This is a genomic window from Parvibaculum sp. (assembly GCF_045863935.1).
Taxonomy (GTDB): domain Bacteria; phylum Pseudomonadota; class Alphaproteobacteria; order Parvibaculales; family Parvibaculaceae; genus Parvibaculum.
This window is the reverse complement of the sequence record NZ_BTVP01000003.1, coordinates 113,424-137,639: the sequence shown is the minus strand read 5'-3', so window position 1 is coordinate 137,639 and position 24,216 is coordinate 113,424. Positions and strand designations below refer to the sequence as shown.

Here is a 24,216-nt window from a genome sequence, read left to right as displayed (position 1 = left end):
CGTGGGCGCGGCACCCCACCCCCCCCCCGCTCATTAACTTCTCCGCCCCCCCCGGGGGGGTTGGCGGTCAATGCGGGGCACCTTCGAATTTCCCGGGTGGGGGGCGCGAACGCCCTGAGCCCCGCGAGCGGCCCATTGCTCCCTCTCTTCCCACCCTCCCCTCGGGGGTGAGGGCCGGTTGCGAAGCAACGCAAAGGTCCGGTGGCCTGTCCCGGCGCAGGCCGGGAACCCTTGCGAGGCCCGAACGCCCGGAGCCATGCGAAGGGCGGAAAAAGGCCGTCAGGCCGTTTGGGGAGGGGTAAGCAGCATCAAACACCGCCCTTGACCCGCGCCCCGCGAGCGGCATGCTCATCCCTCGACGCAAATTGGGGGTTTCATGCGGCTGAGCTGGAATGAGATTCGCGCCCGTGCCGCGCGCTTCTCGGAGGAATGGAAGGACGCCCGTTACGAAAAGGGCGAAACCCAGACCTTCTACAACGAATTTTTCCAGATTTTCGACATCCCCCGCCGCCGCGTCGCGACCTATGAGGAGCCGGTGAAGCTCCTTGGCGACAAGCGCGGCTTCATCGACCTGTTCTGGAAGGGCAATCTGCTCATTGAGCAGAAGAGCAAGGGCCGCAGCCTTGTAAAGGCCAAGGCCCAGGCGCTCGAATATTTTCCGGGCCTCAAGGACAAGGAACTGCCGCGCTACCTGCTCTTGAGCGACTTCCAGAGCTTCGAGCTTTACGACCTGGACGAGGACACCGAGACCCGCTTCGCCCTCCCCGACCTGAAGGACAATGTCGAAGCCTTCGGCTTCATGATCGGCGTCCAGAAGCGTGAGTTCAAGGATCAGGATCCCGTCAACATCGAAGCCTCCGAGCTCATGGGCAAGCTCCATGACGCGCTGAAGGAAGCCGGCTACGACGGACACGATCTCGAACGCTATCTCGTCCGCCTTCTCTTCTGCCTCTTCGCCGACGACACCGGCATCTTCGAGCCCAAGGACATCCTGCTCGATTTCATCCAGAACCGGACGCAGCCCGACGGCAGCGATCTTGGCGCCCGCCTCAATGAACTCTTCGAGGTGCTGAACACGCCGGAAGACAAGCGTTACAAGACGCTCGACGAAGACCTGAACCAGTTCCCCTACATCAATGGCGATCTTTTCGCGGAGCGCCTGCGCACGCCCGCTTTCGACGCTTCCATGCGCCTCACCTTGATCGAAGCCTGTGAGTTCAAATGGGAGGCGATCTCGCCCGCCATTTTCGGCGCGCTCTTCCAGTCCGTCATGGACAGGAAGGAGCGTCGCGCCCTCGGCGCGCATTACACGACCGAGAAGAACATCCTGAAACTGATCCAGCCTCTCTTTCTGGATGAGCTTCGCGCGGAGTTCGAGCGCGCGAAGGCGCTGAAGCGCGGGCGCGCGCAGGCGTTTCAGGCGCTGCACGAAAAGCTGGGCCGCCTCACCTTCTTCGATCCCGCCTGCGGCTGCGGCAACTTCCTCGTCATCGCCTATCGCGAATTGCGCCAGCTCGAAATCGACATTCTTCGCGAGCTGCATTCGAGCGACGAACAGCGCGTCCTCGACGTCTCCACTCTCTCGAAGGTCAATGTCGACCGGTTCTACGGCATCGAGATCGGCGAGTTCGCGGCGCGCATTGCCGAAGTCGCGATGTGGATGATGGACCACATCATGAACAATCGCCTCGGCCTCTCCTTCGGCCATAACTATGCGCGCATCCCGCTCAGGACCTCGCCCCATATTCTTCATGCCGACGCGCTGGAGACGGACTGGGCGGCCTTCCTGCCGCCCAATAGATGTTCTTATGTCTTCGGCAATCCGCCCTTCATCGGCGCGAAATTCCAGTCGGCCGAACAGCGCCAGCAGGTACGCGCCATCGCGAAGCTCGGCGGCACCGGCGGCACGCTCGATTACGTGACCGCCTGGTTCCTGAAGGCCGGAGAATATGTGCAAGGCGGAGCGGCGGAGATCGCCTTCGTCGCCACCAATTCCATCACGCAAGGGGAGCAGGTGGCCCAGCTCTGGCCGCTTCTCTTCGACCGCTGCAAGCTTGAAATCGCCTTCGCCCACCGCACCTTCGCCTGGGGCTCGGATGCGCGGGGCGTCGCCCATGTCCATGTCGTCATCATCGGCCTGACAAAGCGCGAAAACGAGCGCGCGGAAAAGCGCCTCTTCTCCTATGCCGACATCAAGGGCGATCCCGTCGAAAGCCGCCATCCGGCATTGACGCCTTATCTTTTCGATGGCTCTGGCGCCGGTGACAGACACCTTGTTGTCCGCGAAGTGAGCACACCGATAAACGAGCTTCCACCTCTGATTACTGGCACACAACCCCTTGAGGGTGGGTTCCTTACGTTTGATGCAACGGAAAAAGAGGCCTTTCTGAACGACGAACCTGATTCCGCGAAGTTGTTTCGACCATTTCCCGGAGCACAAGAGTTCATCAATGGAATAGAACGATGGATTCTTCACACAGCCGACTTGACCCCGCAGGAATTGCGAGACCTTCCCAAAGTCGCAGAAAGACTAAAACAGGTCCGCGAATTTCGCGGCAGAAGTTCTCGGAAGACAACACTCGCCCTGGCGCCTTATCCCTCTCAGTATGGGGTAACCGTGGTTCCCGACCGACCGTTTCTTGTCCTGCCCCAAGTAAGTTCCGAACGACGCGAATACATCCCAATCGGCTGGTTGACGCCACCAGCAATCCCCAGCGAAAAACTGCGCGTTCTCCTAGATGCCGAACTTGTCCACTTTGGCGTTCTCACCAGCGCCATGCACATGTCGTGGATGCGAGCCATTACCGGCCGTTTGGAAAGCCGATACATGTACTCTGTCGGCGTCGTCTACAACACCTTCCCCTGGCCCGATGCCTCCGAAGAGCAGAAGGAGAAAATCCGTGGCCTCGCGCAAGCCGTGCTCGATGCCCGCGCGCTCTATCCCGGCGCGACGCTCGCGGACCTCTACGATCCCGACCTCATGAAACGAGAACTGCGCCAGGCGCACCGCGCGCTCGACGCTGCGGTGGACAAGCTCTACCGCAACGCGCCCTTCGCGAACGACCGCGAGCGCGTCGAACACCTCTTCGCCCTCTACGAGAAACTCTCTTCGCCCCTCACTGCAATGCCGAAACCCGCGAAGCGCGGACGGAAGAAGAACTAATGCCTCGGACAACGGGTTCAAATTTCAGCTAGGACCGCAATGCCGGACGATCAGCAAAAAGGGTTTTCTCTTTACAATTACGACCGCCATCCGACGGTCGAAATCGACCGCGGCGAATATCGCAAGATACGAGATGCAAAAGCCGGTCTTGGGGAAATTGTCAGATCGGAGACCAAGTTTGACGATATGATGGAGAACTACGTCGAACTCGAACAATCCATTCTCGGCTTCAGCCTCCGGCACCTCGCTTTCTCACTCTATTCCCACCTTGATATTCAGATCATGCGCGAGCAGATCAGCAGGCGCTTGCTGAACATGCTCGCTACGGTGAGATTGTATCAAGATGGGTTGAAAGGACATTCCAGAAGAATACTGACCACGTCCGACAGCAAAGCGATGTTGGGCATCTTGAAGGACGGGTCTCATCAACCGATGGAATACCGCATCGTCTACGCATTACGCAATTTCTCCCAACACGTAGATCCTGCACTTACTTCGATAGCGATTTCCAAAGGCTGGGACATGCTCCGGAACGAAGAAGACGAAAGAATCAAGAAAGACCGCGCCTACCATATCGTTATTCCGAAGATCGATTGTGTCCGGCTGTCGAAGGAGCGCGATATACCGTCAGACGTGAAGGCGGCACTGGAAAAGATGGGACCGGCTGCGGACGTAATGGATCACGTCAGGAAGTGCATCGAACATCTGGGCGAGATCAATTCGACGTTCCGCAAACTTGCGAAGCCACGGGCAGACATATGGGAGTCGATCCTGCGTCAGGCTATGCAACGATTTGTGGGCGCACAGCCGGCAGGCGAGAAGCCTCCAACTGTGGTGTTTGCTGGTCCAACTGAGATTGAGAAAGGCTCCGAAGAAAGAGTCGAAATATTCGAGGAGTTCTTTGAGTACTGGAAATATCTGGTGAGAAAGAACAGGTCCCAGGTAAATTTTTCGCGGCGCTACGTGCAATGGGCGCCGGAATCCGGAAAAAAGAAAAAATAGAAAACGAATTCTGTTTTTCTGGATCGATCTGAACGTAGAGCACACCGAGGAAGTCGAGATCGGCGAAACCGTCTTCGCCTCGATCTGACCTCCGCGCCCGCCAAAAATAAAAATGTCACCCCGGCGAAAGCCGGGGCCCATTGGTTCCCTCGGCAAGGGCGATTGTTTGTGGCGTTTGCGCCGGGGCGAACCATCCCCAGCCGCGGCAAGAGGTGCTGCGAGTGGACCCCGGCTTTCGCCGGGGCGACACGCGTGGGTGTGGCACGGCGCGAAGCCCCAAAATTCTTCCTCGCGCCCCGACAAACAATCTGTACACAGAGTTAATTCGAGACCCACCCTCCCCCTGTCACGGGCAGCTTTCCGAATAAAATCTCTCTTTATGTCGTCATTGCGAGGAGCGGCAAAGCCGCGACGCGGCAATCCAGGGGCCGCTTGCTCTGTGCTCGCGGCCCCTGGATTGCTTCCCGCTTCGGCTTCGCCTCGCGGTCGCAATGACGACACGAGTTGAACATCTGGGTTCCCCGGATGCCTCCCACCCCCGATTGCGACAACCCCGATCCGAACTTGTCCCCGCCCCCGCGCCCTGCCCCCATGATGACCGGTTGAACAGGCGCCGCCGCGATGCCCGCGCGCCGCCCGTCACGAGGGAGCCCCAACAGGGAGACATGTCATGAATCCGGCCCTTTCGCGCCCCGCCCCGAAACCGGGGAAAAGTTTTTTCGTCCCGCCGCGCCGCCGCTTGTCCGCGTGGCGCGGCCGCATCGCCTTTATCCCCGCTGTGGCAACAGGGTTGCCACAGGCCTTGTCCCCGCCCCCGGGGACAAGCAAATCAAAACTGTCCCCGCCCGCGCGCCAATTAATCCCCGCCGCGCGGTCCACTTGTCCCCGCCCCCCGGGGACAACAATTTCGTTTGTGACAGTTCGATGACAGTCGTGTGACAGTCAGCCGGGGATAAATAAAAATCCAACGATTTCAAGCGCTTGGCCACCCCCGGTTTTGTCACGGATCCGTAACGGTTCCGTGCCTCGAAGCGCTTGCGAAGGGGACCGGCGCGCTCTAGTTTCCGGTGGTTTCCGGCATCAGGGAGTGCGCGACATGGCGGGCGGCAAGACACCGAAATTCTGCAACGAGGCGGGCGTCCGCGAGATTCGCATCGGCGTGAAGGAGTTCGAATGCATCGGCGCGCTGCCGCCCTTCGACCATCCGCATGTCTTCCTCGACATGGGCCGCGAAAACGAGATCGTCTGCGGCTATTGCTCGACGCTCTACACCTTCGATCCCACCCTCAGGGAAGACGAGAGCCGCCCCGCCGAGGCGCTCTACCACGAGCCCGCGCACGCCTGAGCGGCGCGAAGGCTTGGTGCGGACGGTGGGACTCGAACCCACACTCGGTTACCCGAAAGGGATTTTAAGTCCCTTGTGTCTACCATTTCACCACGTCCGCCTGCGGTCAGATATGCCTGCTTGAGCGTTGCGGCACAAAGAAAAACGGCGGCCCCGGGGGACCGCCGTCTTCATTCGAAAACCTGAGTGGCAATCAGCCTTCGAGGCCCTGCCAGACCGGCCAGCAGTTGCCGCCGGCGGAAGCGGCGAGCGTCGCCTGGGCTTCCTTGGCGTTCGCGCCTTCGGCGGTCTGCTCGCTGTCGGCGCCGCCCGTGCACCACACATAGAACTTGTGCGTGCCGGCCTTCGACATCGCGTCGAAGCTGGAATCGAGGGCGGAAGCAGCGCTCGAGAGCATCATCGCAGCGCCCGCGGCCATACCCAGAATAGCGATGGATTTCTTCATTTCGTTTTCTCCCTCCGGGTCACCTTGACCCCAAATTTTGTTCTCAGGCCTTTTCAGGTCGAAGCCTGTTCCCCCTTCTGCCGTGCTCCCGTGCGCAGTTTCGCCGTGAGCCGCCGACAGACCTTCATGAAGGAAACTCTAGTCGGTTCGATGAAAATTGTATCGCGCGTAAGCCGCGGAAAGGCTGAAACTTTTGTAATGTTGCGGGGAAATGTTGCAGATATGAAACAGATATCCCCGCTTTTCGGGCCCTTTCACGCAGGATCGCCCATTGCCGGTTCGACGCCGAATTCCCGCATCAGCGCCGCCACCTCTCCGGCCACGATATCGAGCGCCTTCGAATCGGTGGCCCGCATGACGATGCTCGTGCCGAAGGTCTTGCCGCGATAATAGGGGTAGCTGCCGATGCCGACCTCCGGGTGGCGGGCCTGCAGGTCGCCGAGCTTTTCGGCGATGGTGCCCTCGCCGATCTGGCCCGTCACCGTGCGGCTCTGCATGCTGGCGCCGCCTTCCAGTCGGTCCGTCAGGCTGTCCAGCATGACCTGCATGACCATGGGCACGCCCGCCATCACGAAAACATTGCCGATCTGGAAGCCCGGCGCCTTGCTCAAGGGGTTGTCGATCATGGTGGCGCCTTCCGGCAGCCGCGCCATGCGCATGCGCGCCTTGGTGAACTCGCCGCCCGTCGCCTTGTAGTGATCGTCGAGGATCTTCACCGCCTCCGGGTGATAGCCGATACCGACGCCGAAGGCCTTCGCGATCGCATCCGCCGTGATGTCGTCATGCGTGGGGCCGATGCCTCCCGTCGTGAAAACATAGTCGTAGCGGGCCCGGACCTCGTTCACGGCCGCGACGATCGTCTCCTCGATATCGGGAATGACCCGCGCCTCGCGCACCTGCACGCCGATCTTGTTCAGATGCGCGGCGATATAGGCCAGGTTCGAATCCCGCGTCCGGCCGGACAGGATTTCGTCGCCGATCAGCAGCACACAGGCCGTAACGGCTTTCGCGGACGAAGGGGCAGCGGCACTTTCCGGCATGGGAAGGGATCCTCGGGTTCGGTTTGCGCCAGAATAGCGCCGGGAAGCCTCGGCTTTCAAATGGGGCCGCCGGGCACTATGTTAGGGGCAAGAACCCGACGGAAGCCCTTGCGAAAGAACCCATGAGCTACACAGACGCCCTCGACGCCCCGGACCGCAATATCGGGCGGATCAAGATCCACGACGCCGAAGCCTTCGAGGGCATGCGCCGCGTCGGCCGTCTTGCCGCGCAGGCGCTCGACCTGCTGGTGGATGAGATACGGCCCGGCATCACGACGGATCGCATCGACCGGATCGCTTTCGACTTCGGGATGGACCACGGCGCCTACCCCGCGCCCCTGAACTATCGCGGCTTCCGCAAGTCCTGCTGTACCTCCATCAATCATGTCGTCTGCCACGGCATTCCCGGCGACCGCGTGCTGCGGGATGGTGATGCCGTGAATGTCGACGTCACCTACATTCTCGACGGCTGGCATGGCGACACGAACCGCATGTATTTCGCGGGTGAAGCCCCCCGCAAGGCGCAGCGCCTGGTGGACGTGACCTATGAAAGCCTGATGCGCGGCATCGCCGTGGTGAAACCCGGCGCGACGCTTGGCGACATCGGCCATGCCATCCAGGAATATGCCGAAGGCCAGCGCTGCTCCGTCGTGCGCGAGTTCTGCGGCCACGGCCTCGGCCGCGTCTTCCACGATGCGCCGAACGTCCTCCATTACGGCCGCAAGGGTCAGGGCGCGACGCTGAAGGAAGGCATGTTCTTCACCATCGAACCGATGATCAATCTCGGCAAGCCGGGCGTGAAAATCCTTTCCGACGGCTGGACGGCGGTGACGCGCGACCGCTCACTCTCCGCGCAGTTCGAACATTCGATCGGCGTCACGGCGGATGGCTGCGAGATTTTCACCAAGTCGCCGGCGGGCCGCGACTGCCCGCCCTACGCCTGAAGCGGGCGGGCCCATGGGGGACGGGGGCGAAGGAAAGCCGCATTATGCGGGCCACCGTGAACGCCTGCGTGAGCGCTTCCTGAAATCGCCTGGCGCCCTGCCCGACTACGAACTTCTCGAACTGATCCTCTTCCGCGCCGTGCCGCGCCGCGACGTGAAACCGCTCGCGAAGGAGCTGATCGCGCGCTTCGGCGGCTTTTCCGAAGTCATCAATGCCGAGCCCGCACGCCTGCGCGAAACGAAAGGCGTATCCGATGCGATCCTCACCGAGTTCCGCATCGTCCGCGAAACGGGATTGCGGCTCACGCAATCCAAGGTGCTGAAGAAGGAAGTGATCGGTTCCTGGGACGCGCTCATCGATTATTGCTCCGCCTCAATGGCGCATAACCCGACGGAGCAGTTCCGCATCCTCTTCCTCGACCGCAAGAACGTCCTGATCGCCGACGAAGTGCAGCAGAAGGGAACGGTCGACCACACCCCCGTCTATCCGCGCGAAGTCGTGAAGCGTGCGCTTGAGCTCAACGCCTCCGCCCTCATCCTCGTCCACAACCACCCCTCCGGCGACCCGACCCCCTCGAACGCTGATGTAGAAATGACCCGTCAGATCGTCGACACCGCAAAGCCCCTCGGCATCGAGGTCCACGACCACCTCGTGGTCGGCAAGGGGCGCCATGCGAGCTTCCGCTCACTGGGGCTGATGTAGATTTTCCGTGTACGGACTTAAATGGCGGAAGGCGGGGATAAACAGCCTCGTTTCAGCCAGACTGTCATTGAAATGTCATCGAAGTGTCAAAAACGACGGAGATATCCTCCAGCGGAACCAAAGAGCGGGGATAAATGCAGAACTTCCCCGCTGCCGTGCCCGGCCCAAAAAATCCCCGCAACGGGCGACATCCACACCGGCACAGCGGCACATTCTAGGGTGCACCATTTGGCCGGGGATAAGCCCGGATCGCACTGTCACAAATCGGCGGAATGAAAATTATCCTCATAGCCCGCAGATGCAATTCAGCGCCCCCGCTCACCTCCCTTATGAGAAATTGCAAGCGGCATGATCATTGCCGTTCGTCAGTGGGCAATGGTGCCTCGTACCGCTCCTCCGAAGTGGCCCTGCGGGGATAAACACGGCGCACCGTCACGGTATTGTCATCAAACTGTCAAGGACGTCGTGGATATCCCCGGCTTTTCCCGCTTCACTTCTTCCGCACCAATGTCACACCGTCGCCGATGGTGAGAAGCGATGAGTCTACACGCTTGTCGCCGGCGATCTTGAGGTTGACCATCTTCAACGCATCGGTATCTGCATCGCCTTGCCCCGCCTCCGCGACCGCCCCGCCCCAGAGCGTATTGTCGAGCGCGATAAGACCGTTCGGGCGGAGAAGATCGAGACAGGCTTCGTAATAAGCGTCGTAGCCCGTCTTGTCGGCGTCGATGAAGACGAAGTCGATGGCGCCCTGCTCTCCTTTCGCAAGAAGATCGCGCAGCGTGTCGAGCGCGGGCGCGAGGCGAAGATCGATGCGGTCATCAAGGCCTGCATCCCTCCAGTAGCGTCGCGCGATGGCAGTCCACTCCTCGCTGACATCGCAGCAGATAAGCTCGCCGCCTTTCGGCAGGGCCGATGCGATGGACAGTGCGCTATAGTCTGTGAAGGTGCCGATCTCGATGGCGCGCTTTGCGCCGATGGCGGAGACGAGCAGCGAGAGGAAGGCGCCTTGATCCGCACCGATCTGCATGCCCGCGGCGGGAAGCTTCGCCGTTTCCGCGCGAAGCCGCTCCTGCAGGTCCGTTTCATGCGCAAGCGAGGCGACGTAGGTCTCGACGTTTTCGGGAAGGAGAGAACGGGGCATAGGAAATCCTTTCACAACCTAGTACCAGCACAACAAGCCTAATAGGATTGGGAAATTCTCCTGGGGGACTCTAGAGCATGAACGGATACAAAGATTATTTCGCAGCGCTGAAAGCTGCTCTCGGATTCAGACGTTTCCTCCTTACGTCGATTGTTAGTTCCGCCACCGCATTGGTCGACCGAATTTCAAAAAAATCTGTCGAGTTTGGACTCGACTACCTGGTTGCCATTCCCTCGTGGCTTATTGGCGCATGCGTGTTCTCAGCGCTTATCTTCTGGTGGGTTTTAAGCTACGCGGTAACGCTCCGCAGGCAAATTCTGGGTACCCGCGTAGCACTCTCTCATTTGCGAGGCGAAGGTGTGAAACTGAGAAATGCGGCGACATCCGTCTTCCCCACGCAGCGTGACTTCGACGAGTGGGAGAAGAAAGTCCTGGATTGGAGAACGCTCGTGATCGAAGAAATACGCAAGATCAACGAAGCTGACGCAGAGTGGTTTTCCGTCCTTGATGTAGTGCCACCACCCCGAATTTCAATCTCCAGCCTAACTCCAACTCAAACGGCAGCGACGATGAACTGGGCAGCCGCGCAGAAGAAGCTCTATGGGGAACATGACTGTCGCCTTGCCCGCTTGGGTGACATGATCCAAAATCTTTGGCGAGACGGCACGGTACCACAGCACTAGTCAACGCGGCGGCCCGAGGCCAATGGGCCTCGGGGACCAATATTTTGGAGCGCTCCGAAGACCTCCTACCCCGCGAACACCGGCGCGTATTTGTCCGCCCACGGACGGGCTTGCTCAAGTTCGAAGGCGAGTTCGAAGAGGACTTTTTCGCCGCCGAGCGGAGCGGCGAATTGCGAGCCGATGGGAAGTCCCGCATCGTTCCAGGACAGCGGCACGGACATGGCGGGGGTACCGGCCGCATTGTGCAGCGGCGTGTAGCTCACATAGTTCACCACGCGCTCGTACAGCGTGTCGAAGGGAACGGTCGGCCCCTGTTGCCCGAGCTTCGGCGGCGCGGAAGAGAGAACCGGCGTGAGCCAGACGTCGTAACCTTCCATGAAGGCGTTGGTCTCCGCCGTCGCTTTCGCGAAATGCGCGAGCGCCTTTTCCATCGCGTCGCCGGGCTTGGCGTCGTACTGCGCGGCGAGCCCCACGGTCCAGGGTTCGAGCACCTCGTTCGGATCGAGCCCGTTTTCCTTCGCGAGCTTGACCAGCGCGGAAGGACCGGACGCCCAGATGGTGAGGAAGGCGTTCATGAAGGGCTCGCCCTCGACGGGATTCGTCACCGGCACGATTTCGTGGCCGAGATCGGCACAGAGCTTCGCCGTCTCCTCGATGGCCGCCTTCACATCGGCCTCGGGCTCGTTTCCGTAATAGTTCATGGTGTTGAAGGCGATCTTGAGACGCTTCTTGCCGGGCGCTTCCACGCGGCCGACGGGCGCAAGCTTCGCCCCCTCGCCCTGCATTTCGGTGAGCGCGAAAAGCGTCGCACTGTCGCGCACCGAACGGCTGACGCAATGCTGCACGCCGATATCGCCCGGCAGGTTACGCTCGCCGGTGAAGATGCGGCCGCGGCTCGGCTTCAATCCGAAGACGCCGCAGCAGGAAGCGGGAATGCGGATGGAGCCGCCGCCATCCGTCGCATGAGCGAGCGGCAGCATGCCCGACGCAACCGCCGCAGCCGCGCCACCCGACGAACCGCCCGTCGAATGATCGAGATTCCACGGATTGTGGCAGGGTTCGAGAAAGAGCGACTCCGTGGTGCCGAGCAGGCCGAATTCCGGCGTGTTGCTCTTGCCGATCATGACGAAGCCCGCTTGCTGGTTCGCGGCGATGAGCGGATCGGTCTCCGACGAAATCTTGTCCGCAAAGAGACGCGAACCGGAAGTGGCGCGCGTGCCCTGGAGGTTGTCGAGATCCTTCACGAGGTTCGGCACGCCGGTGAAGGGACCTTGCGGAAGGGTACCCTTCGCCTCTTCCCGCGCGCGGTCGTAGAACTCGGTCACGACCGCATTCACCTGGCCGTTCACCTGCCCGATACGTTCGATGGCAGCGTTCACAAGATCGAGCGCGGTCAGTTCGCCGTTGCGCACGAGTTCGGCCTGCGCCAGCGCGTCCATCCTCGCGAGGTCGGGCGCGGCAAGTGCCGGGCGGAGGCCCGCGCTGTAGGCGCCAGCGGCCAGCGCCGTCGCCGCCGTCGATTTCAGGAACGATCTCCGCGAAACCATCATGCCCATCACCACTTCCTCCATTTGCCAGCCCTTCGATGCGCCATTCTCGTGATGGCAAAGGCTAGCGCGTGGACATTCTTCAAAAAATAGAAAAAGATTGGATATCTCTTTCTATAAATCAGAAATAGTCATGCACCCCAATCTCGTGGACCAGCTCCGCACCTTCCTCGCCGTGGCGGAAGCCGGCACCTTCTCCGGCGCGGCGGAAACGCTCGGCCGCGCCGTCTCGGCGGTGAGCTACGCCGTGACCAATCTCGAGGAAGCCTATGGGCTGAAACTCTTCGACCGCTCCGGCTACAAGCCGCAACTGACGGAGGAAGGCCGGGCGCTGCTTTCCGATGCCGAAATCGTCTTCCGGCGGCTCGACCGGCTGAATGCGCGGGTTGCCGCCATGACGGAGGGCGAGGATGTCGACCTGCCGCTTGCGGTCGATGCCGGCTTCAGCCCGAAGCTCCTTGCAGCTTCCGTGGCGGCGCTCCTTGGCGAGAGCCCGCATGTGAACCTGCGCATCCGCATGATGCACGAGGGGCGGATTCTCGATGAGGTGCTCTCGGGACGGGCGCGGATCGGCATTGTGAGCCTCGAGGCAGGGCTTTCCGGCAAGCAGGTGGACGGGCGCGACCTCGCGACCCACGAGATGCACACCGTCACCGCGCCGGACCACCCGCTTGCAACATTCAATGCGCCCTTCCCGCTGTCGGCGCTCGACGACCACCGCCAGATCGTGGTGGCGGGTGCCGACGCCGCGGCGCATGGCTTCGACTACCGGGTGCATACGACGGACGTGCTGATCGTCGACAATGCGGCGCTGAAGCTCGAACTTCTGAAACAGGGGGCCGGCTGGGCCTTCGCGCTCGATCACGAGGTGGAGGGAGCGCTTGCCGAGGGCTCGCTGCGGAGCCTCGCATGCAGCGCCGTGCAGCACGCCGGACTCCACCGTTTCGGCGCGATCTGGCGGGTGACGACACCGCCGGGACCGGCCGCCACACGGCTTCTCGACCTGATCTCGGAGGAAGCCGGAAAGGCCGAAAAAGCGAGGCATTCCGCAGCCAGTTGAAGGACGGGCCCCCCGGTGCTAAACCCCGCTCATCCTTTCAAGCATCACGAGGCGTCTGATGATCCCGCGCTATTCGCGACCGGAAATGGTCGCTATCTGGGAACCCGACACGAAGTTCCGCATCTGGTTCGAGATCGAGGCCCATGCCTGCGAGGCGCTGGCGGAGATCGGCGTGATCCCGAAGGACGCCGCGAAGAACATCCGCGAGCGCGGCGACAAGGCCGTGTTCGACGTCGCCAAGATCGACGAGATCGAGCGCGAGGTGAAGCACGACGTCATCGCCTTCCTCACGCATCTGGCGGAATTCATCGGCGAGGATTCGCGCTTCGTCCATCAGGGCATGACCTCGTCGGACGTGCTCGACACCTGCCTCAACGTGCAGCTTGCCCGCGCCTCCGACATTCTTCTGAAGGACATGGACGGGCTGCTCGCCGCCATCGAGCGCCGCGCCTTCGAGCACAAGGACACGGTCTGCATCGGCCGCAGCCACGGCATCCATGCCGAGCCGGTGACCTTCGGCCTCAAGATGGCGGAAGCCTATGCCGAGTTCACGCGCTGCCGCGAACGGCTCGTCAACGCGCGCAAGGAAATCGCGACCTGCGCTATTTCGGGCGCCGTGGGTACCTTCGCCAATATCGACCCGCGCGTGGAAGAGCATGTCGCCAAGGCGCTCGGCCTCGCGGTCGAGCCCGTCTCGACGCAGGTGATCCCACGCGACCGGCATGCCATGTTCTTTGCGACGCTCGGCGTCATCGCCTCGTCCATCGAACGGCTGGCGACGGAAATCCGCCATCTTCAGCGCACGGAAGTTCTGGAAGCCGAGGAATTTTTCTCGGAAGGCCAGAAGGGCTCGTCGGCGATGCCGCACAAGCGCAACCCGGTGCTGACCGAGAACCTGACCGGCCTCGCCCGCCTCGTGCGCGGCATGAGCATTCCGGCGATGGAAAACGTGGCGCTCTGGCATGAGCGCGATATCTCGCACTCCTCCGTGGAACGCATGATCGGCCCGGACGCGACGGTGACGCTCGACTTCGCACTGGTCCGCCTCACAAACGTCATCGACAAGCTGCTCGTTTATCCCGAGCAGATGCAGAAGAACCTCGACAGGCTGGGCGGGCTCGTCCACTCGCAGCGCGTGCTGCTGGCGCTGACGCAGAAGGGCGCGAGCCGCGAGGACGCCTACCGCCTCGTGCAGCGCAACGCCATGCCGGTCTGGCGCGGGGAAGGCAACTTCCTCGAACTTCTCAAGGCCGATGCCGACGTGAAGAAGTACCTGAGCGACGCCGAAATCGAGGAACGCTTCGACCTCGGCTACCACACGAAGCATGTGGACACGATCTTCGCCCGCGTCTTCGGCAAGGAAGCGATGGCGAGGCGGGGCAAGGCGGCCGAATAGGCGTCACCCGCCCGTCACATTCCGGCCTATACTGCGCGGCATTGGTTTTCGCGACTGAGGGATACCCCATGCTCCGCACCGCTTTCGACGGCTCGCGCCGCCGCCGCATCTATCTGTTTCGCCATGGCGACGTGTCCTATGTCGACGACATGGGCAACCGCGTGGCCGACCCCGCGGCTGTGCCACTGACGGATTGGGGCCGCGAACAGGCGAGCCTCACCGGCAAGGCGCTGGCGAAAATCCCGTTCGACCGGGCGGTGAGTTCGAGCTTTCCCCGCTCGCTGGAAACGGCGCGCCTCGTCCTCGAAGGACGCGGACTGGAGATCGAGCCGCTCGATCACTTCGTCGAACTGCGCGGCGACCCAACCTTCCGCGAGCAGATCACGGATCTGAACGACATCGCCTATTCCTTCCGCGACGCGCATGTGCCGGGCGCCCGCTACAATGGCGGCGACAGCTTCGAGGACGTAAACGCGCGTGTCGTCTCCGCGCTCGAAACGGTGATCGCCGAGCCCGAATGGGACACGCTCGCCCTCGTCGCGCATGGCGGCATCAACCGGCTCGTGATCGGCTGGGCGCTCGGCACCGGGCTTTCGACCTTCGCCGCGCTCGACCAGAACACGGCCTGCGTCAATGTGATCGACTTCGACGAGCACCCGGAGACGAGAGCGATCGTCCGCAAGACGCTCCGCGCCCTGAACGTGACGGTCTACGATCTGGTGAAGGAGGGGAACCATCTCCTCTCCCTCGAACAGATCGCATCCCGGCTGAAGGTGAAGGAAGTAGCCTGAGCTACTTCCCTCCCTTCACGAACTTGTCGCTTTCCTCCTGCGCGGACCGGAAATTGGTCGAGAGCTGGCTCTGGTCGGCATCGGCATAGGCGCTCACCTTGTGAAGCGCATTGGCCGTTGCGTTGACCGCTTCCTTGACCATGCGGACGGCGGGCGCGGGCATCGACGCCGCAGTGGCGGCAAGCTCCATCGCCTTCTCGACCACATGGCCGTCCTCGGCGATCTCCTCGATGAGACCCCAGTCGAGCGCGTGCGCGGCGCTCATGCGCTCGCAGAGAATACAGATGCGCTTCGCGCGGGCGGGCCCCACCAGCGTGATGAGGCGCGGCAGCGCCCCCCATTGCAGGTTGATGCCGATCTTCACTTCCGGGACATAGAGAAAGGCGTTCCGGCCCATGACGCGCCAGTCGAGCGCGAGCGGCAGTGCGACGCCCGCACCGACCGCCATGCCCTCGATGGCGGCGACCGTGATCTGCGGCATGTCCTCCCAGGCCTGGCAGAGCTTTACACCGCGATAATAGGTGCGGCGCAGTTCGAGGTCGCTGCCCGCCGTGACGGCGCGCGAGGCACGCTCCTTGAGGTCGATGCCGCCTGAGAAGGATTCGCGCGTGCCGGTCAGCACCACGGCCTGCGTTTCGAGATCGTCCTGGAAGCGGCGCGCGACGTCCGTGAGTTCGAGGATCGTCTGCTGATTGAAGGCGTTGCGCGCACCCTTGCGATCGAACCGGACGAGCGCTACCGGGCCGTGTTTCTCGATGGTGACGTTTTCATAGGCGGTCATGGCCACCCCTCCCCTTGTTTTTGTTGTTCGTGGGAGGATTGTGCGGGGAGGCGCGGCACGATGACAAGCGGAATGCGGGGCTAATCCGGCAGCGCGAAGGCAACCATGGAATCCCCGAGCGTGGTCGTCGATGTCGAATGGCCGCCCGCGGCGATGACGACATACTGGCGCCCCTCCCATTCGTAAGTCATCGGTGTCGCCTGCCCGCCAGCGGGAAGACGGCCCTTCCACAACTCCTCGCCCGAGGCGGCGTCGTAGGCGCGCAGATAATTGTCCATCGCGGCGCCGATGAAGACGACGCCTCCGGCAGTGACGACCGGACCGCCGAAGTTCGGCGTGCCCGTCTTCCACGGCAGGGGAACGGGCGCAAGATCGCGGACCGTGCCGAGCACGCTCTCCCACTTGATCGTTCCATCATTGAGGTCGATCGCGTGAAGCATGCCGAAAGGCGGCTTGTTGCATGGCAGGTCGATGGGCGACAGAAGAATGTCGCGCTTCATGCCCCACGCCGTTCCCGTTTGCGGGGAAATCTCCTTGTCCGGTTCCGCCGCCTTCGCTTCCGCGAATTTGTCACGCGGGATCAAGGTAACGATATGCGCCGCGCGGCTCGTGTTGACATACATGATCTGGCTTGCGGGATCGAACGCCATGCCGCCCCAGTTGGCGCCGCCGCCCGTGAACGGAAAGAGGATCGTCCCCTGCTCCGACGGTGGCGTGAAAATCCCTTCCGAGCGGGCCGCGGCGATCTGCTCGCGACAGACATTGCGATCCCAGAAGGTAAGTCCCCAGGCGTCATCGGCCGAAAGCTTCTGCGGGACCAATGGCGGCGGTGCGACCGGGAAAGGCTGCGTCGGCGACAGCACTTCACCGAGAACGCCGCCCTGCGGAACGGGCCGCTCCCCGACTTCGAAGACGGGCTTGCCGGTATCGCGGTCGAGCACGAAGACGAGGCCGGTCTTCGTCACCTGCACCACCGCGTCGAGCGGCTTGCCGTCACGCTGCAAGGTGACGAGGCTCGGCTGCGCGGGGAGATCGTAGTCCCAGACATCGTGATGCACGGTCTGAAAATGCCAGCGCACGTCGCCGCTCGTCGCATCGAGCGCAACGACGGAATTCGCATAGGCGTTGTTGCCCACGCGTTCACCGCCAAAAAAGTCCGGCGACGGCGAAGAGGTCGGGACGAAGACCATACCGCGCGCTTCGTCCGCCGACATTGGTGCCCATGCATTGGCATGGCCGGTGCGCTCCGCCGAGCCGTCCTGCCAGTCCGAAGGAAAGTCTTTCGCTCCCCGCGCCACGGGATTGAAACTCCAGCGCGGCTTGCCCGTGCGCGCATCATAGGCACGCACCGTGCCGCGCGGCGCATCCGCACGCTGGTTGTCGCCGATGGCCGAGCCGATCACGACAACCCCGCGCGCGACGACGGGAGGCGAGGTGATCTGGAACTCGCTGCGCGTCAGAAGCGGCATGCCGGGATCGATTGTCACCTCGCCATCCATGCCGAAACCGAGGCAAGGTTGACCGGTCGGCGCGTCGAGGGCGACGAGGCGTCCGTCAGTCGTGCCCATGAAGAGGCGCGAAGCGCAGAGATCGCCCTCGCCCGCCGCCGCATCGGCCCAATGCGTGACACCCCGGCAGACGAACTGATTGGCGGGACGGTAACCGCCCTCAACTTTTGGATCGTAGCGCCACTTCTCGGCACCCGTGCCTGGATCGAGCGCGATCACTTCGTTGAAGGGCGTGCAGAAGATGAGCGCGCCCGCGACGAGGATCGGCGTTCCCTCGAAGGCGCTGTATTTCATGTCGTCCGCGCGGGCCGTCATGTCGCCCGTGCGATAAAGCCAGGCGCGCTGAAGCTCCCCCACATTCCCGGGCGTAATCTCCGCCGCGATGGAATGGCGCGTGCCGCCCGCATCGCCGCCGTAATGAGACCAACCCGCTTCGGCCCGCGCCGGAGAGAACGACGCCATCAGCCCGATAAGAACCAGCGCAACCGTGCGGATCATGTCCCGTCTCCCGATGAAATAATTTGACTGAATGATTCATTCATTTATTCTAGGAGTCAAGACGATTCGCAAGCCGGAGAGGCCCGAAAAAGGAGACGGCGTGGCACGCAAAAAGGAACCGCGGAAACTGGAGGCAATCGCCGAAGCGGCGATTGCCTGCTTCACCGACCTGGGCGTGAGGCGAACGCAGATGACGGATGTAGCAAAGGCGGCCGGCGTGTCGGCCGGCGCGCTCTACCTTTATGTTTCGAGCAAGGAAGCGCTCTTCCACTTGGCGATCCTGAAGCTCTGCGCCCGGCCACTCGACGCACTCGCCCTGCCCCTTGCCGATCCCGGCATGGCGGAGACAGTGGCGGTGTTTGTCACGCGGGCGGCGGAAGTTCGGCACTGGCCATCCTTGGACGCCGCCCTGAAGCCGCGCGCCAAGGTCGACCGCGAGGTGCTCCTTGCCATCGGCCGAGAGCTTTACGACATGCTGCACGAGGCTCGGCAGGCAATCTGGCTTGTTGACCGATGTGCCATGGATATCCCCGAATTCGGGCAATTGCATGCGCGGGAGCTACGCGGCCAGCACAGGGACGCGCTCGCCAGCATCGCCATGAAGGCCATGGGCCGCAAAGACGCCCCCTCCCCCGCCCTGAAGCTCGCGGCGCGGCTCGCCATCGAAGCCGTGGCCTGGGGCGCCATGCACCGGATGCGCGAATCCGCAGCAAACAGAATTCCGGGCCTCAGCGAGGAAAATGCCAGAGAAACCGCCGCTGCAGCCTTTGCCGCAACGCTCACCGGCGCCGCTGTGTGAACCACAGAAAGACCAAAAGAAGCGTATTAACGGCATCTTATAGCGTTTGCGGCGAAATTGGCGGGACGCGCCCGCGAGGGGCGGCGCGACGGACGCAAAGGCCCGAAAGATGTTCGCGGAACACCAGGCATATGCGGCAAGGGGGACGGAAGGCGCCGTGCGGCGGATCGAAACCAGCGTGGTTCCGGTCGGGACGGCCGCACATCCCCAGTCGCGCAATCTCATTGCCTTCTGGAAGAAGCACAGCGGCAACGGACGCCTGCTCGGCCGCTCAAACCTCCCCTGCCGCGAAACCGCCCCCCTGCTGCCGAGCATCTTCATGCTCGAGCGGATCGATCAGGACGGCGAGGACTGGCGGCTCCGGGTCGTCGGCACGCACCTGACGCGCTGGCTCGATTTCGACCCGACAGGGCTCTCCATCTCGGGCTTCTACCACCCGGCCCATGTGGCGCCCAACGCCGGCGTCTACCGCATGGTGACGGAGGAGCGCCGCGTCCATGTCACGCATGGACGCCTTCACGGCGTGGACCGCGATTTCCTGCAGCTCGAATTCGTCCACCTGCCCATAGAGGGCTCAGGCCCGGACGATATTCTCCTGCTGGGCTGTATTTCGATTTTCGAGAACCAGCTTCAGCTCTGAAGCTGGCGGATCGCCTCGTCCATCAGCTCGGCCATGGTCCGGCGGATCTGGTGATCGGACTGGTCGACGCCCTTGGCATCGAAGTCCCGCCGGATCTTGCGGAAGACATCTTCGTCACCCGCTTCCTCGAAATCGGCCGCGACGACTTCCTGCGCATATGCGGCAGCAGCATCGCCGCCGAGCCCCATCTTCTCCGCCGCCCAGAGGCCGAGCAGCTTGTTGCGGCGCGCATTGGCCTTGAAGCGCATCTCCTCGTCATGGACGAACTTCTTCTCGAAACCGTCTTCGCGCTTGTCGAAGGTGGACATGAATGGGGTCTCTCCGTTCAAAACTCCGGCCAAGGCCGCCCGGGATGCGTACCGGCCTCACCAGCAGGGAATTGGCCCTAGGCATAGCCGTCCATTTCCCTCAAATCAACCGCGATCGGACGACACGGGGCTCGCTGCGACGAAATAGCTAAGCCACTGATTTCCGGACCCTTTTTTCCGGGCGTGCGGCGCAACAAAGGCTCATTGTATCGCGTCTGGCCTTGCGTTACCTTGCGCACGCCGGAGAGCCGATTCCGCAGCCGCCCCCGGTTCTCCTTCCCGCATCGAGCGGCCCTCGAATCCGTGCGGAACGATACCCAAGCCCCGGAGTCGCTCTCCGGGCTAACCGATTGGAATCACGACATGAGCCGGCGCAGACGCGTTTACGAAGGCAAGGCCAAGGTGCTGTATGAAGGCCCGGAGCCGGGCACGCTGATCCAGCACTTCAAGGACGACGCGACTGCCTTTGACGCGACGAAGCGCGCCACCATCGAAGGCAAGGGCGTTCTCAACAATCGCATCTCCGAGTTCATCTTCACGCGCCTGAACGAAATCGGCGTACCGACGCATTTCATCCGCTCGCTCAACATGCGCGAGCAGTTGATCCGCGAAGTCGAGATCATCCCCTGCGAGGTGGTGGTGCGGAACGTGGCGGCCGGGTCGCTGTCGAAGCGTCTCGGAATCGAGGAAGGCACGATGCTGCCGCGCTCGATCATCGAGTTCTATTACAAGAACGACGAGTTGCACGACCCGATGGTCTCCGAAGAGCACATCACGGCCTTCGGCTGGGCGACGCCGCAGGAAATCGACGACATGATGGCGCTCGCTCTGCGCATTAACGACTTCCTGACCGGCCTCTTCCTTGGTGTCGGCATCCGTCTCGTCGACTTCAAGGTCGAGTTCGGCCGTCTCTACGAAGGCGACATGGTGCGCGTGGTGCTGGCCGACGAGATCAGCCCCGATTGCTGCCGGTTGTGGGACATCCGGACCAACGACAAGCTCGACAAGGATCGTTTCCGCCGCGACATGGGCGGATTGGTCGAAGCCTATCAGGAAGTCGCGCGGCGGCTCGGCGTGCTCGTGGAGAACGAGCCGAAGCGCCGTGGCGGCCCCACGCTGGTGAAATGACGTTCGCCACAGGCGGACGTCATGCCCGGACTTGATCCGGGCATCCAGAGCCGCACGTTCAGAGCAAGCGGCCCCTGGATTGCCGGCATCCTTGAAATTGAAGGAGGGCCCGGCAATGACAAATGAAGGAAGACGAGGAAGTATGAAGGCGCGCATCAAGGTCACGCTGAAAAACGGTGTTCTCGACCCGCAGGGCAAGGCAATCGAGGGAGCGCTCGGCTCTCTCGGCTTTTCGGGCGTCGAAAGCGTGCGCCAGGGCAAGCTCTTCGAGGTCGAACTCGCGGAAAAAGACCCGGCGAAAGCCCGTGCCGCGCTCGACGAGATGAGCAAGAAGCTTCTCGCGAACACGGTGATCGAAAACTACGCGGTGGAGATCGACGAGCAGTGAGCATGAAGTCCGGCGTCGTCGTCTTTCCCGGCTCGAACCGCGAGCGCGACATGCTTCGCGCTCTCGAAATCATCACGGGCAGCAAACCGGTCCCCATCTGGCATGCCGACACGGAGCTGCCCGATCTCGACCTTGTGGTGCTCTGCGGCGGCTTTTCCTATGGCGACTATCTGCGCACCGGCGCCATCGCCGCGCGCGGGCGCATCATGCCCGCGATCGCGAAGGCGGCGGACAAGGGTGTGCGCGTGCTCGGCATCTGCAACGGCTTCCAGATTCTCTGCGAAGCGGGCCTGCTGCCCGGCGTGCTGATGCGTAACGCGGGCCTCAAATTCGTCTGCAAGGAAGTGAAGCTCGAAGTCGCGAATGCCGACACGGACTTCACGCGGAAATACAGGCAAGGCGAGGTCTGGCGCTGCCCGGTCGCGCATGGCGACGGCAATTATTTCACCGACGCGGAAACGCTGAAGCGCCTGGAAGGCGAAGGCCGCGTGGGCCTGCGCTATGCCGAAGGCACGAACCCCAACGGCTCGCTGAACGACATCGCCGGCATTCTCAATGAGCGCGGCAATGTCTTCGGCATGATGCCGCATCCCGAAAACATGATCGAACCGCTGAACGGCGCGACCGACGGACGCGCACTCTTCGAAAGCGTTCTGGAGGCCGTGGCGTGATACCGAACGATGTCAGGATCACACCGGAGCTTGTCGCCGAACACGGCCTCAAGCCCGACGAGTACCAGCGCATTCTCGACCTGATCGGCCGCGAACCGACGCTGACCGAGCTCGGCATCTTCTCCGCCATGTGGAACGAGCACTGCTCCTACAAATCCTCGAAGAAATGGCTCAGGACGCTGCCTACCACCGGCCCCCGCGTCATCTGCGGACCGGGCGAGAATGCGGGCGTCGTCGATATCGGCGACGGCCAGGCGATCATCTTCAAGATGGAAAGCCACAACCACCCCTCCTACATCGAACCGCATGAAGGCGCGGCAACGGGCGTGGGCGGCATTCTGCGCGACGTCTTCACCATGGGCGCGCGTCCCGTGGCGGCGCTCAATGCGCTGCGCTTCGGCGAGCCCGACCATCCGCGCACGCGCCACATCGTTTCCGGCGTCGTTGCCGGCATCGGCGGCTACGGCAATTCCTTCGGCGTGCCGACCATCGGCGGTGAAGTGAATTTCGATCCGAGCTACAACGGCAACTGCCTCGTCAACGCCTTCGCGGCGGGCCTCGCGGATGCCGACAAGATTTTCTATTCCGAAGCGAAGGGCGTAGGCCTGCCCATCGTCTATCTCGGTTCGAAGACCGGCCGCGACGGCATTCACGGCGCGACCATGGCGTCCGCCGAATTCGGTGAAAACTCCGAAGAGAAGCGCCCCACCGTGCAGATCGGCGATCCCTTCTCCGAAAAGCTGCTGCTCGAAGCCTGCCTCGAATTGATGGCATCCGGCGCCGTCATCGCGATCCAGGACATGGGCGCGGCGGGCCTCACCTGCTCGGCCGTCGAAATGGGCGCCAAGGGCGATCTCGGCGTCGAACTCGATCTCGACAAGGTGCCCTGCCGCGAAGAAGGCATGACGGCCTACGAGATGATGCTGTCGGAAAGCCAGGAGCGCATGCTCATGGTGCTGGACCCGGCGCACGAAAAGGATGCCGAGGCGATCTTCGTCAAATGGGGCCTCGACTTCGCCGTGATCGGCCGGACGACCGACGATCTGCGCTTCCGCGTGCGGCGGCATGGCGACGTGATGGCCGACCTGCCGATCAAGGAACTGGGCGACCAGGCGCCGGAATATGACCGTCCCTTCGTGAAGGCGGCAAAACCGAAGCCGCTCGCGCCCGCCGATGCGCCCGCCCCGAACGATCTCGGCGAGGTGCTGACGAAGATGCTCGCCCTGCCCGACATGTGCTCGCGCCGCTGGATCTGGGAACAGTACGATCACCTGATTCAGGGCAACACGGCGATCGGACCGGGCGGCGACGCCGCCGTGATCCGCGTCGAGGATGGACCGAAGGGTCTCGCCTTCTCGCTCGACGTCTCGCCGCGTTATTGCGCGGCAGACCCCGCGGAAGGCGGCAAGCAGGCGGTCGCCGAATGCTGGCGGAACCTGACTTCCGTGGGTGCCGAACCGCTTGCCGTCACCGACAATCTGAATTTCGGCAATCCCGAGAAGCCCGACATCATGGGCCAGTTCGTCGGCTGCATCGAGGGCATCGGCGAAGCCTGCCGCGCGCTCGACTTCCCGGTCGTGTCGGGCAACGTGTCGCTCTACAACGAAACGAACGGCAAGGGCATCCTGCCGACGCCCGCCATCGGCGGCGTGGGCTTGCTGCCGGATTATACAAAGCGCGCGACCGTCGCCTTCAAGGCGGAAGGCGAAGCCATCATCGTCATCGGCGAGACGAAGGGCCATCTCGGCCAGTCGATCTATCTGCGCGATATTGCGGGCCTGCGCGACGATACGAGCGCGCCGCCGCCCGTCGACCTCGCCCTGGAGCGCCGCAACGGCGACTTCGTGCGCGAGGAAATCCGGGCCGGAAACCTGACCGCTGTCCACGACGTCTCGGATGGCGGCATTCTCGTCTCGGCGGCCGAAATGGCGATGGCGGGCGGCATCGGGGCGAGCCTGAAGCCGCAAACGGACCTCCCGCTCCATTGCTGGGCCTTCGCCGAGGACCAGGCACGCTACCTCGTGACGCTGCCGGAAGCGGACGCCGCCGCCCTTCTCGCCCGCGCGGCGAAGGCGGGCGTGGCCGCGGCACGGCTCGGCGCGACAGGTGGTCGCGAATTGACAGTCAATGGCGGCATTCCCATATCATTGGCTGGGATGAAAGCCGCCCATGAAGGCTGGCTGCCCGCCTATATGGCGGCAGGCGCCGAACTTTAACCTACCCGGAGACCGC

At 62.7% G+C, this 24,216-nt stretch carries 22 protein-coding genes and 1 tRNA gene; 15 read left to right on the top strand and 8 right to left on the bottom strand.

Features of this window, described 5'->3' with window-relative positions:
* The first annotated feature begins 376 nt into the window (after positions 1–376).
* The 3 genes from ACKUUH_RS02690 (at position 377) to ACKUUH_RS02680 (ending at position 5,510) form a co-directional block, all read left to right on the top strand.
* Positions 377–3,163 (top strand): class I SAM-dependent DNA methyltransferase, encoded by a 2,787-nt coding sequence (locus tag ACKUUH_RS02690; protein ID WP_407948308.1) that lies wholly within the window; start codon positions 377–379, stop codon positions 3,161–3,163.
* A 39-nt stretch (positions 3,164–3,202) separates the two neighbouring features.
* Positions 3,203–4,165: a hypothetical protein gene (locus tag ACKUUH_RS02685; protein WP_407948307.1), complete on the top strand. Its 963-nt coding sequence runs from the start codon at positions 3,203–3,205 to the stop codon at positions 4,163–4,165.
* Positions 4,166–5,261: 1,096 nt separating this feature from the next.
* Positions 5,262–5,510 carry a zinc-finger domain-containing protein gene (locus ACKUUH_RS02680; RefSeq protein ID WP_407948306.1) on the top strand — a complete coding sequence of 83 codons (249 nt, stop codon included), beginning with the start codon at positions 5,262–5,264 and terminating at the stop codon, positions 5,508–5,510.
* A gap of 14 nt (positions 5,511–5,524) precedes the next feature.
* Here ACKUUH_RS02680 and ACKUUH_RS02675 read toward each other — a convergent pair.
* From ACKUUH_RS02675 to ACKUUH_RS02665, 3 genes are all read right to left on the bottom strand, one after another.
* Positions 5,525–5,610: transfer RNA gene (locus tag ACKUUH_RS02675), tRNA-Leu, on the bottom strand.
* 93 nt (positions 5,611–5,703) lie between these two features.
* On the bottom strand, positions 5,704–5,955 hold the full coding sequence (locus tag ACKUUH_RS02670) for a hypothetical protein (RefSeq protein ID WP_407948305.1): 252 nt from the start codon (positions 5,953–5,955) through the stop codon (positions 5,704–5,706).
* A gap of 254 nt (positions 5,956–6,209) precedes the next feature.
* Positions 6,210–6,995 carry a competence/damage-inducible protein A gene (locus tag ACKUUH_RS02665; protein ID WP_407948304.1) on the bottom strand — a complete coding sequence of 262 codons (786 nt, stop codon included), beginning with the start codon at positions 6,993–6,995 and terminating at the stop codon, positions 6,210–6,212.
* A gap of 122 nt (positions 6,996–7,117) precedes the next feature.
* On the opposite strand from ACKUUH_RS02665, the gene map reads away from it, so the two are divergent.
* Positions 7,118–7,939, top strand: a complete 822-nt coding sequence (map, locus tag ACKUUH_RS02660; RefSeq protein WP_322313871.1) for a type I methionyl aminopeptidase — start codon at positions 7,118–7,120, stop codon at positions 7,937–7,939.
* 13 nt (positions 7,940–7,952) lie between these two features.
* Positions 7,953–8,642 (top strand): DNA repair protein RadC, encoded by a 690-nt coding sequence (gene radC / locus ACKUUH_RS02655; protein WP_407948303.1) that lies wholly within the window; start codon positions 7,953–7,955, stop codon positions 8,640–8,642.
* A gap of 490 nt (positions 8,643–9,132) precedes the next feature.
* Here radC and ACKUUH_RS02650 read toward each other — a convergent pair whose 3' ends face one another.
* Entirely contained in the window at positions 9,133–9,786 is a 654-nt protein-coding gene (locus ACKUUH_RS02650; protein WP_407948302.1) for an O-methyltransferase, read from the bottom strand.
* 77 nt (positions 9,787–9,863) lie between these two features.
* Here ACKUUH_RS02650 and ACKUUH_RS02645 point away from each other — a divergent pair, with 77 nt between their 5' ends.
* Positions 9,864–10,469, top strand: a complete 606-nt coding sequence (locus ACKUUH_RS02645) for a hypothetical protein (protein ID WP_407948301.1) — start codon at positions 9,864–9,866, stop codon at positions 10,467–10,469.
* Between the two features lie 65 nt (positions 10,470–10,534).
* Here ACKUUH_RS02645 and ACKUUH_RS02640 read toward each other — a convergent pair whose 3' ends face one another.
* The gene (locus tag ACKUUH_RS02640) at positions 10,535–12,040 is read right to left on the bottom strand and encodes an amidase (RefSeq protein ID WP_407948300.1); all 1,506 of its coding nucleotides are present in this window, start codon (positions 12,038–12,040) and stop codon (positions 10,535–10,537) included.
* 109 nt (positions 12,041–12,149) lie between these two features.
* On the opposite strand from ACKUUH_RS02640, the gene ACKUUH_RS02635 reads away from it, so the two are divergent.
* The 3 genes from ACKUUH_RS02635 (at position 12,150) to ACKUUH_RS02625 (ending at position 15,263) form a co-directional block, all read left to right on the top strand.
* Positions 12,150–13,076 (top strand): LysR family transcriptional regulator, encoded by a 927-nt coding sequence (locus tag ACKUUH_RS02635; protein ID WP_407948299.1) that lies wholly within the window; start codon positions 12,150–12,152, stop codon positions 13,074–13,076.
* Positions 13,077–13,134: 58 nt separating this feature from the next.
* Entirely contained in the window at positions 13,135–14,472 is a 1,338-nt protein-coding gene (gene purB / locus ACKUUH_RS02630) for an adenylosuccinate lyase (RefSeq protein WP_407948298.1), read from the top strand.
* Positions 14,473–14,540: 68 nt separating this feature from the next.
* On the top strand, positions 14,541–15,263 hold the full coding sequence (locus ACKUUH_RS02625) for a histidine phosphatase family protein (protein WP_407948296.1): 723 nt from the start codon (positions 14,541–14,543) through the stop codon (positions 15,261–15,263).
* 1 nt (position 15,264) lies between these two features.
* Here ACKUUH_RS02625 and ACKUUH_RS02620 read toward each other — a convergent pair whose 3' ends face one another.
* Positions 15,265–16,044 (bottom strand): enoyl-CoA hydratase/isomerase family protein, encoded by a 780-nt coding sequence (locus ACKUUH_RS02620; protein ID WP_407948295.1) that lies wholly within the window; start codon positions 16,042–16,044, stop codon positions 15,265–15,267.
* Positions 16,045–16,124: 80 nt separating this feature from the next.
* Positions 16,125–18,050 (bottom strand): pyrroloquinoline quinone-dependent dehydrogenase, encoded by a 1,926-nt coding sequence (locus tag ACKUUH_RS02615; protein WP_407948294.1) that lies wholly within the window; start codon positions 18,048–18,050, stop codon positions 16,125–16,127.
* Between the two features lie 100 nt (positions 18,051–18,150).
* Here ACKUUH_RS02615 and ACKUUH_RS02610 point away from each other — a divergent pair, with 100 nt between their 5' ends.
* Positions 18,151–18,849, top strand: a complete 699-nt coding sequence (locus tag ACKUUH_RS02610; RefSeq protein WP_407948293.1) for a TetR/AcrR family transcriptional regulator — start codon at positions 18,151–18,153, stop codon at positions 18,847–18,849.
* 109 nt (positions 18,850–18,958) lie between these two features.
* Entirely contained in the window at positions 18,959–19,489 is a 531-nt protein-coding gene (locus ACKUUH_RS02605; RefSeq protein ID WP_407948292.1) for a PAS domain-containing protein, read from the top strand.
* On the opposite strand, the gene ACKUUH_RS02600 is transcribed toward ACKUUH_RS02605, so the two are convergent.
* Complete coding sequence (locus ACKUUH_RS02600; RefSeq protein WP_407948291.1) at positions 19,480–19,797, bottom strand: DUF1476 domain-containing protein; 318 nt, start codon at positions 19,795–19,797, stop codon at positions 19,480–19,482. The genes ACKUUH_RS02605 and ACKUUH_RS02600 overlap by 10 nt on opposite strands.
* A 363-nt stretch (positions 19,798–20,160) precedes the next feature.
* Between ACKUUH_RS02600 and purC the strand changes: the two genes are divergently transcribed.
* The 4 genes from purC (at position 20,161) to purL (ending at position 24,200) form a co-directional block, all read left to right on the top strand.
* Entirely contained in the window at positions 20,161–20,925 is a 765-nt protein-coding gene (gene purC, locus ACKUUH_RS02595; protein WP_322313886.1) for a phosphoribosylaminoimidazolesuccinocarboxamide synthase, read from the top strand.
* Positions 20,926–21,067: 142 nt separating this feature from the next.
* Positions 21,068–21,313, top strand: a complete 246-nt coding sequence (purS, locus tag ACKUUH_RS02590; protein WP_407948313.1) for a phosphoribosylformylglycinamidine synthase subunit PurS — start codon at positions 21,068–21,070, stop codon at positions 21,311–21,313.
* A 2-nt stretch (positions 21,314–21,315) separates the two neighbouring features.
* Positions 21,316–21,984 (top strand): phosphoribosylformylglycinamidine synthase subunit PurQ, encoded by a 669-nt coding sequence (purQ, locus tag ACKUUH_RS02585; RefSeq protein ID WP_407948312.1) that lies wholly within the window; start codon positions 21,316–21,318, stop codon positions 21,982–21,984.
* Positions 21,981–24,200, top strand: a complete 2,220-nt coding sequence (gene purL, locus ACKUUH_RS02580) for a phosphoribosylformylglycinamidine synthase subunit PurL (RefSeq protein WP_407948290.1) — start codon at positions 21,981–21,983, stop codon at positions 24,198–24,200. Before purQ ends, purL begins: the two co-directional genes overlap by 4 nt.
* Positions 24,201–24,216 lie beyond the last annotated feature (16 nt).

Bases quoted from the DNA above. Each gene is read 5' to 3' on its own strand.
- ACKUUH_RS02690 (WP_407948308.1), top strand. From the start codon at position 377: ATGCGGCTGAGCTGGAATGAGATTCGCGCCCGTGCCGCGCGCTTCTCG.
- ACKUUH_RS02685 (WP_407948307.1), top strand. From the start codon at position 3,203: ATGCCGGACGATCAGCAAAAAGGGTTTTCTCTTTACAATTACGACCGC.
- ACKUUH_RS02680 (WP_407948306.1), top strand. From the start codon at position 5,262: ATGGCGGGCGGCAAGACACCGAAATTCTGCAACGAGGCGGGCGTCCGC.
- ACKUUH_RS02670 (WP_407948305.1), bottom strand. From the start codon at position 5,955: ATGAAGAAATCCATCGCTATTCTGGGTATGGCCGCGGGCGCTGCGATG.
- ACKUUH_RS02665 (WP_407948304.1), bottom strand. From the start codon at position 6,995: ATGCCGGAAAGTGCCGCTGCCCCTTCGTCCGCGAAAGCCGTTACGGCC.
- map (WP_322313871.1), top strand. From the start codon at position 7,118: ATGAGCTACACAGACGCCCTCGACGCCCCGGACCGCAATATCGGGCGG.
- radC (WP_407948303.1), top strand. From the start codon at position 7,953: ATGGGGGACGGGGGCGAAGGAAAGCCGCATTATGCGGGCCACCGTGAA.
- ACKUUH_RS02650 (WP_407948302.1), bottom strand. From the start codon at position 9,786: ATGCCCCGTTCTCTCCTTCCCGAAAACGTCGAGACCTACGTCGCCTCG.
- ACKUUH_RS02645 (WP_407948301.1), top strand. From the start codon at position 9,864: ATGAACGGATACAAAGATTATTTCGCAGCGCTGAAAGCTGCTCTCGGA.
- ACKUUH_RS02640 (WP_407948300.1), bottom strand. From the start codon at position 12,040: ATGGAGGAAGTGGTGATGGGCATGATGGTTTCGCGGAGATCGTTCCTG.
- ACKUUH_RS02635 (WP_407948299.1), top strand. From the start codon at position 12,150: ATGCACCCCAATCTCGTGGACCAGCTCCGCACCTTCCTCGCCGTGGCG.
- purB (WP_407948298.1), top strand. From the start codon at position 13,135: ATGATCCCGCGCTATTCGCGACCGGAAATGGTCGCTATCTGGGAACCC.
- ACKUUH_RS02625 (WP_407948296.1), top strand. From the start codon at position 14,541: ATGCTCCGCACCGCTTTCGACGGCTCGCGCCGCCGCCGCATCTATCTG.
- ACKUUH_RS02620 (WP_407948295.1), bottom strand. From the start codon at position 16,044: ATGACCGCCTATGAAAACGTCACCATCGAGAAACACGGCCCGGTAGCG.
- ACKUUH_RS02615 (WP_407948294.1), bottom strand. From the start codon at position 18,050: ATGATCCGCACGGTTGCGCTGGTTCTTATCGGGCTGATGGCGTCGTTC.
- ACKUUH_RS02605 (WP_407948292.1), top strand. From the start codon at position 18,959: ATGTTCGCGGAACACCAGGCATATGCGGCAAGGGGGACGGAAGGCGCC.
- ACKUUH_RS02600 (WP_407948291.1), bottom strand. From the start codon at position 19,797: ATGTCCACCTTCGACAAGCGCGAAGACGGTTTCGAGAAGAAGTTCGTC.
- purC (WP_322313886.1), top strand. From the start codon at position 20,161: ATGAGCCGGCGCAGACGCGTTTACGAAGGCAAGGCCAAGGTGCTGTAT.
- purS (WP_407948313.1), top strand. From the start codon at position 21,068: ATGAAGGCGCGCATCAAGGTCACGCTGAAAAACGGTGTTCTCGACCCG.
- purQ (WP_407948312.1), top strand. From the start codon at position 21,316: ATGAAGTCCGGCGTCGTCGTCTTTCCCGGCTCGAACCGCGAGCGCGAC.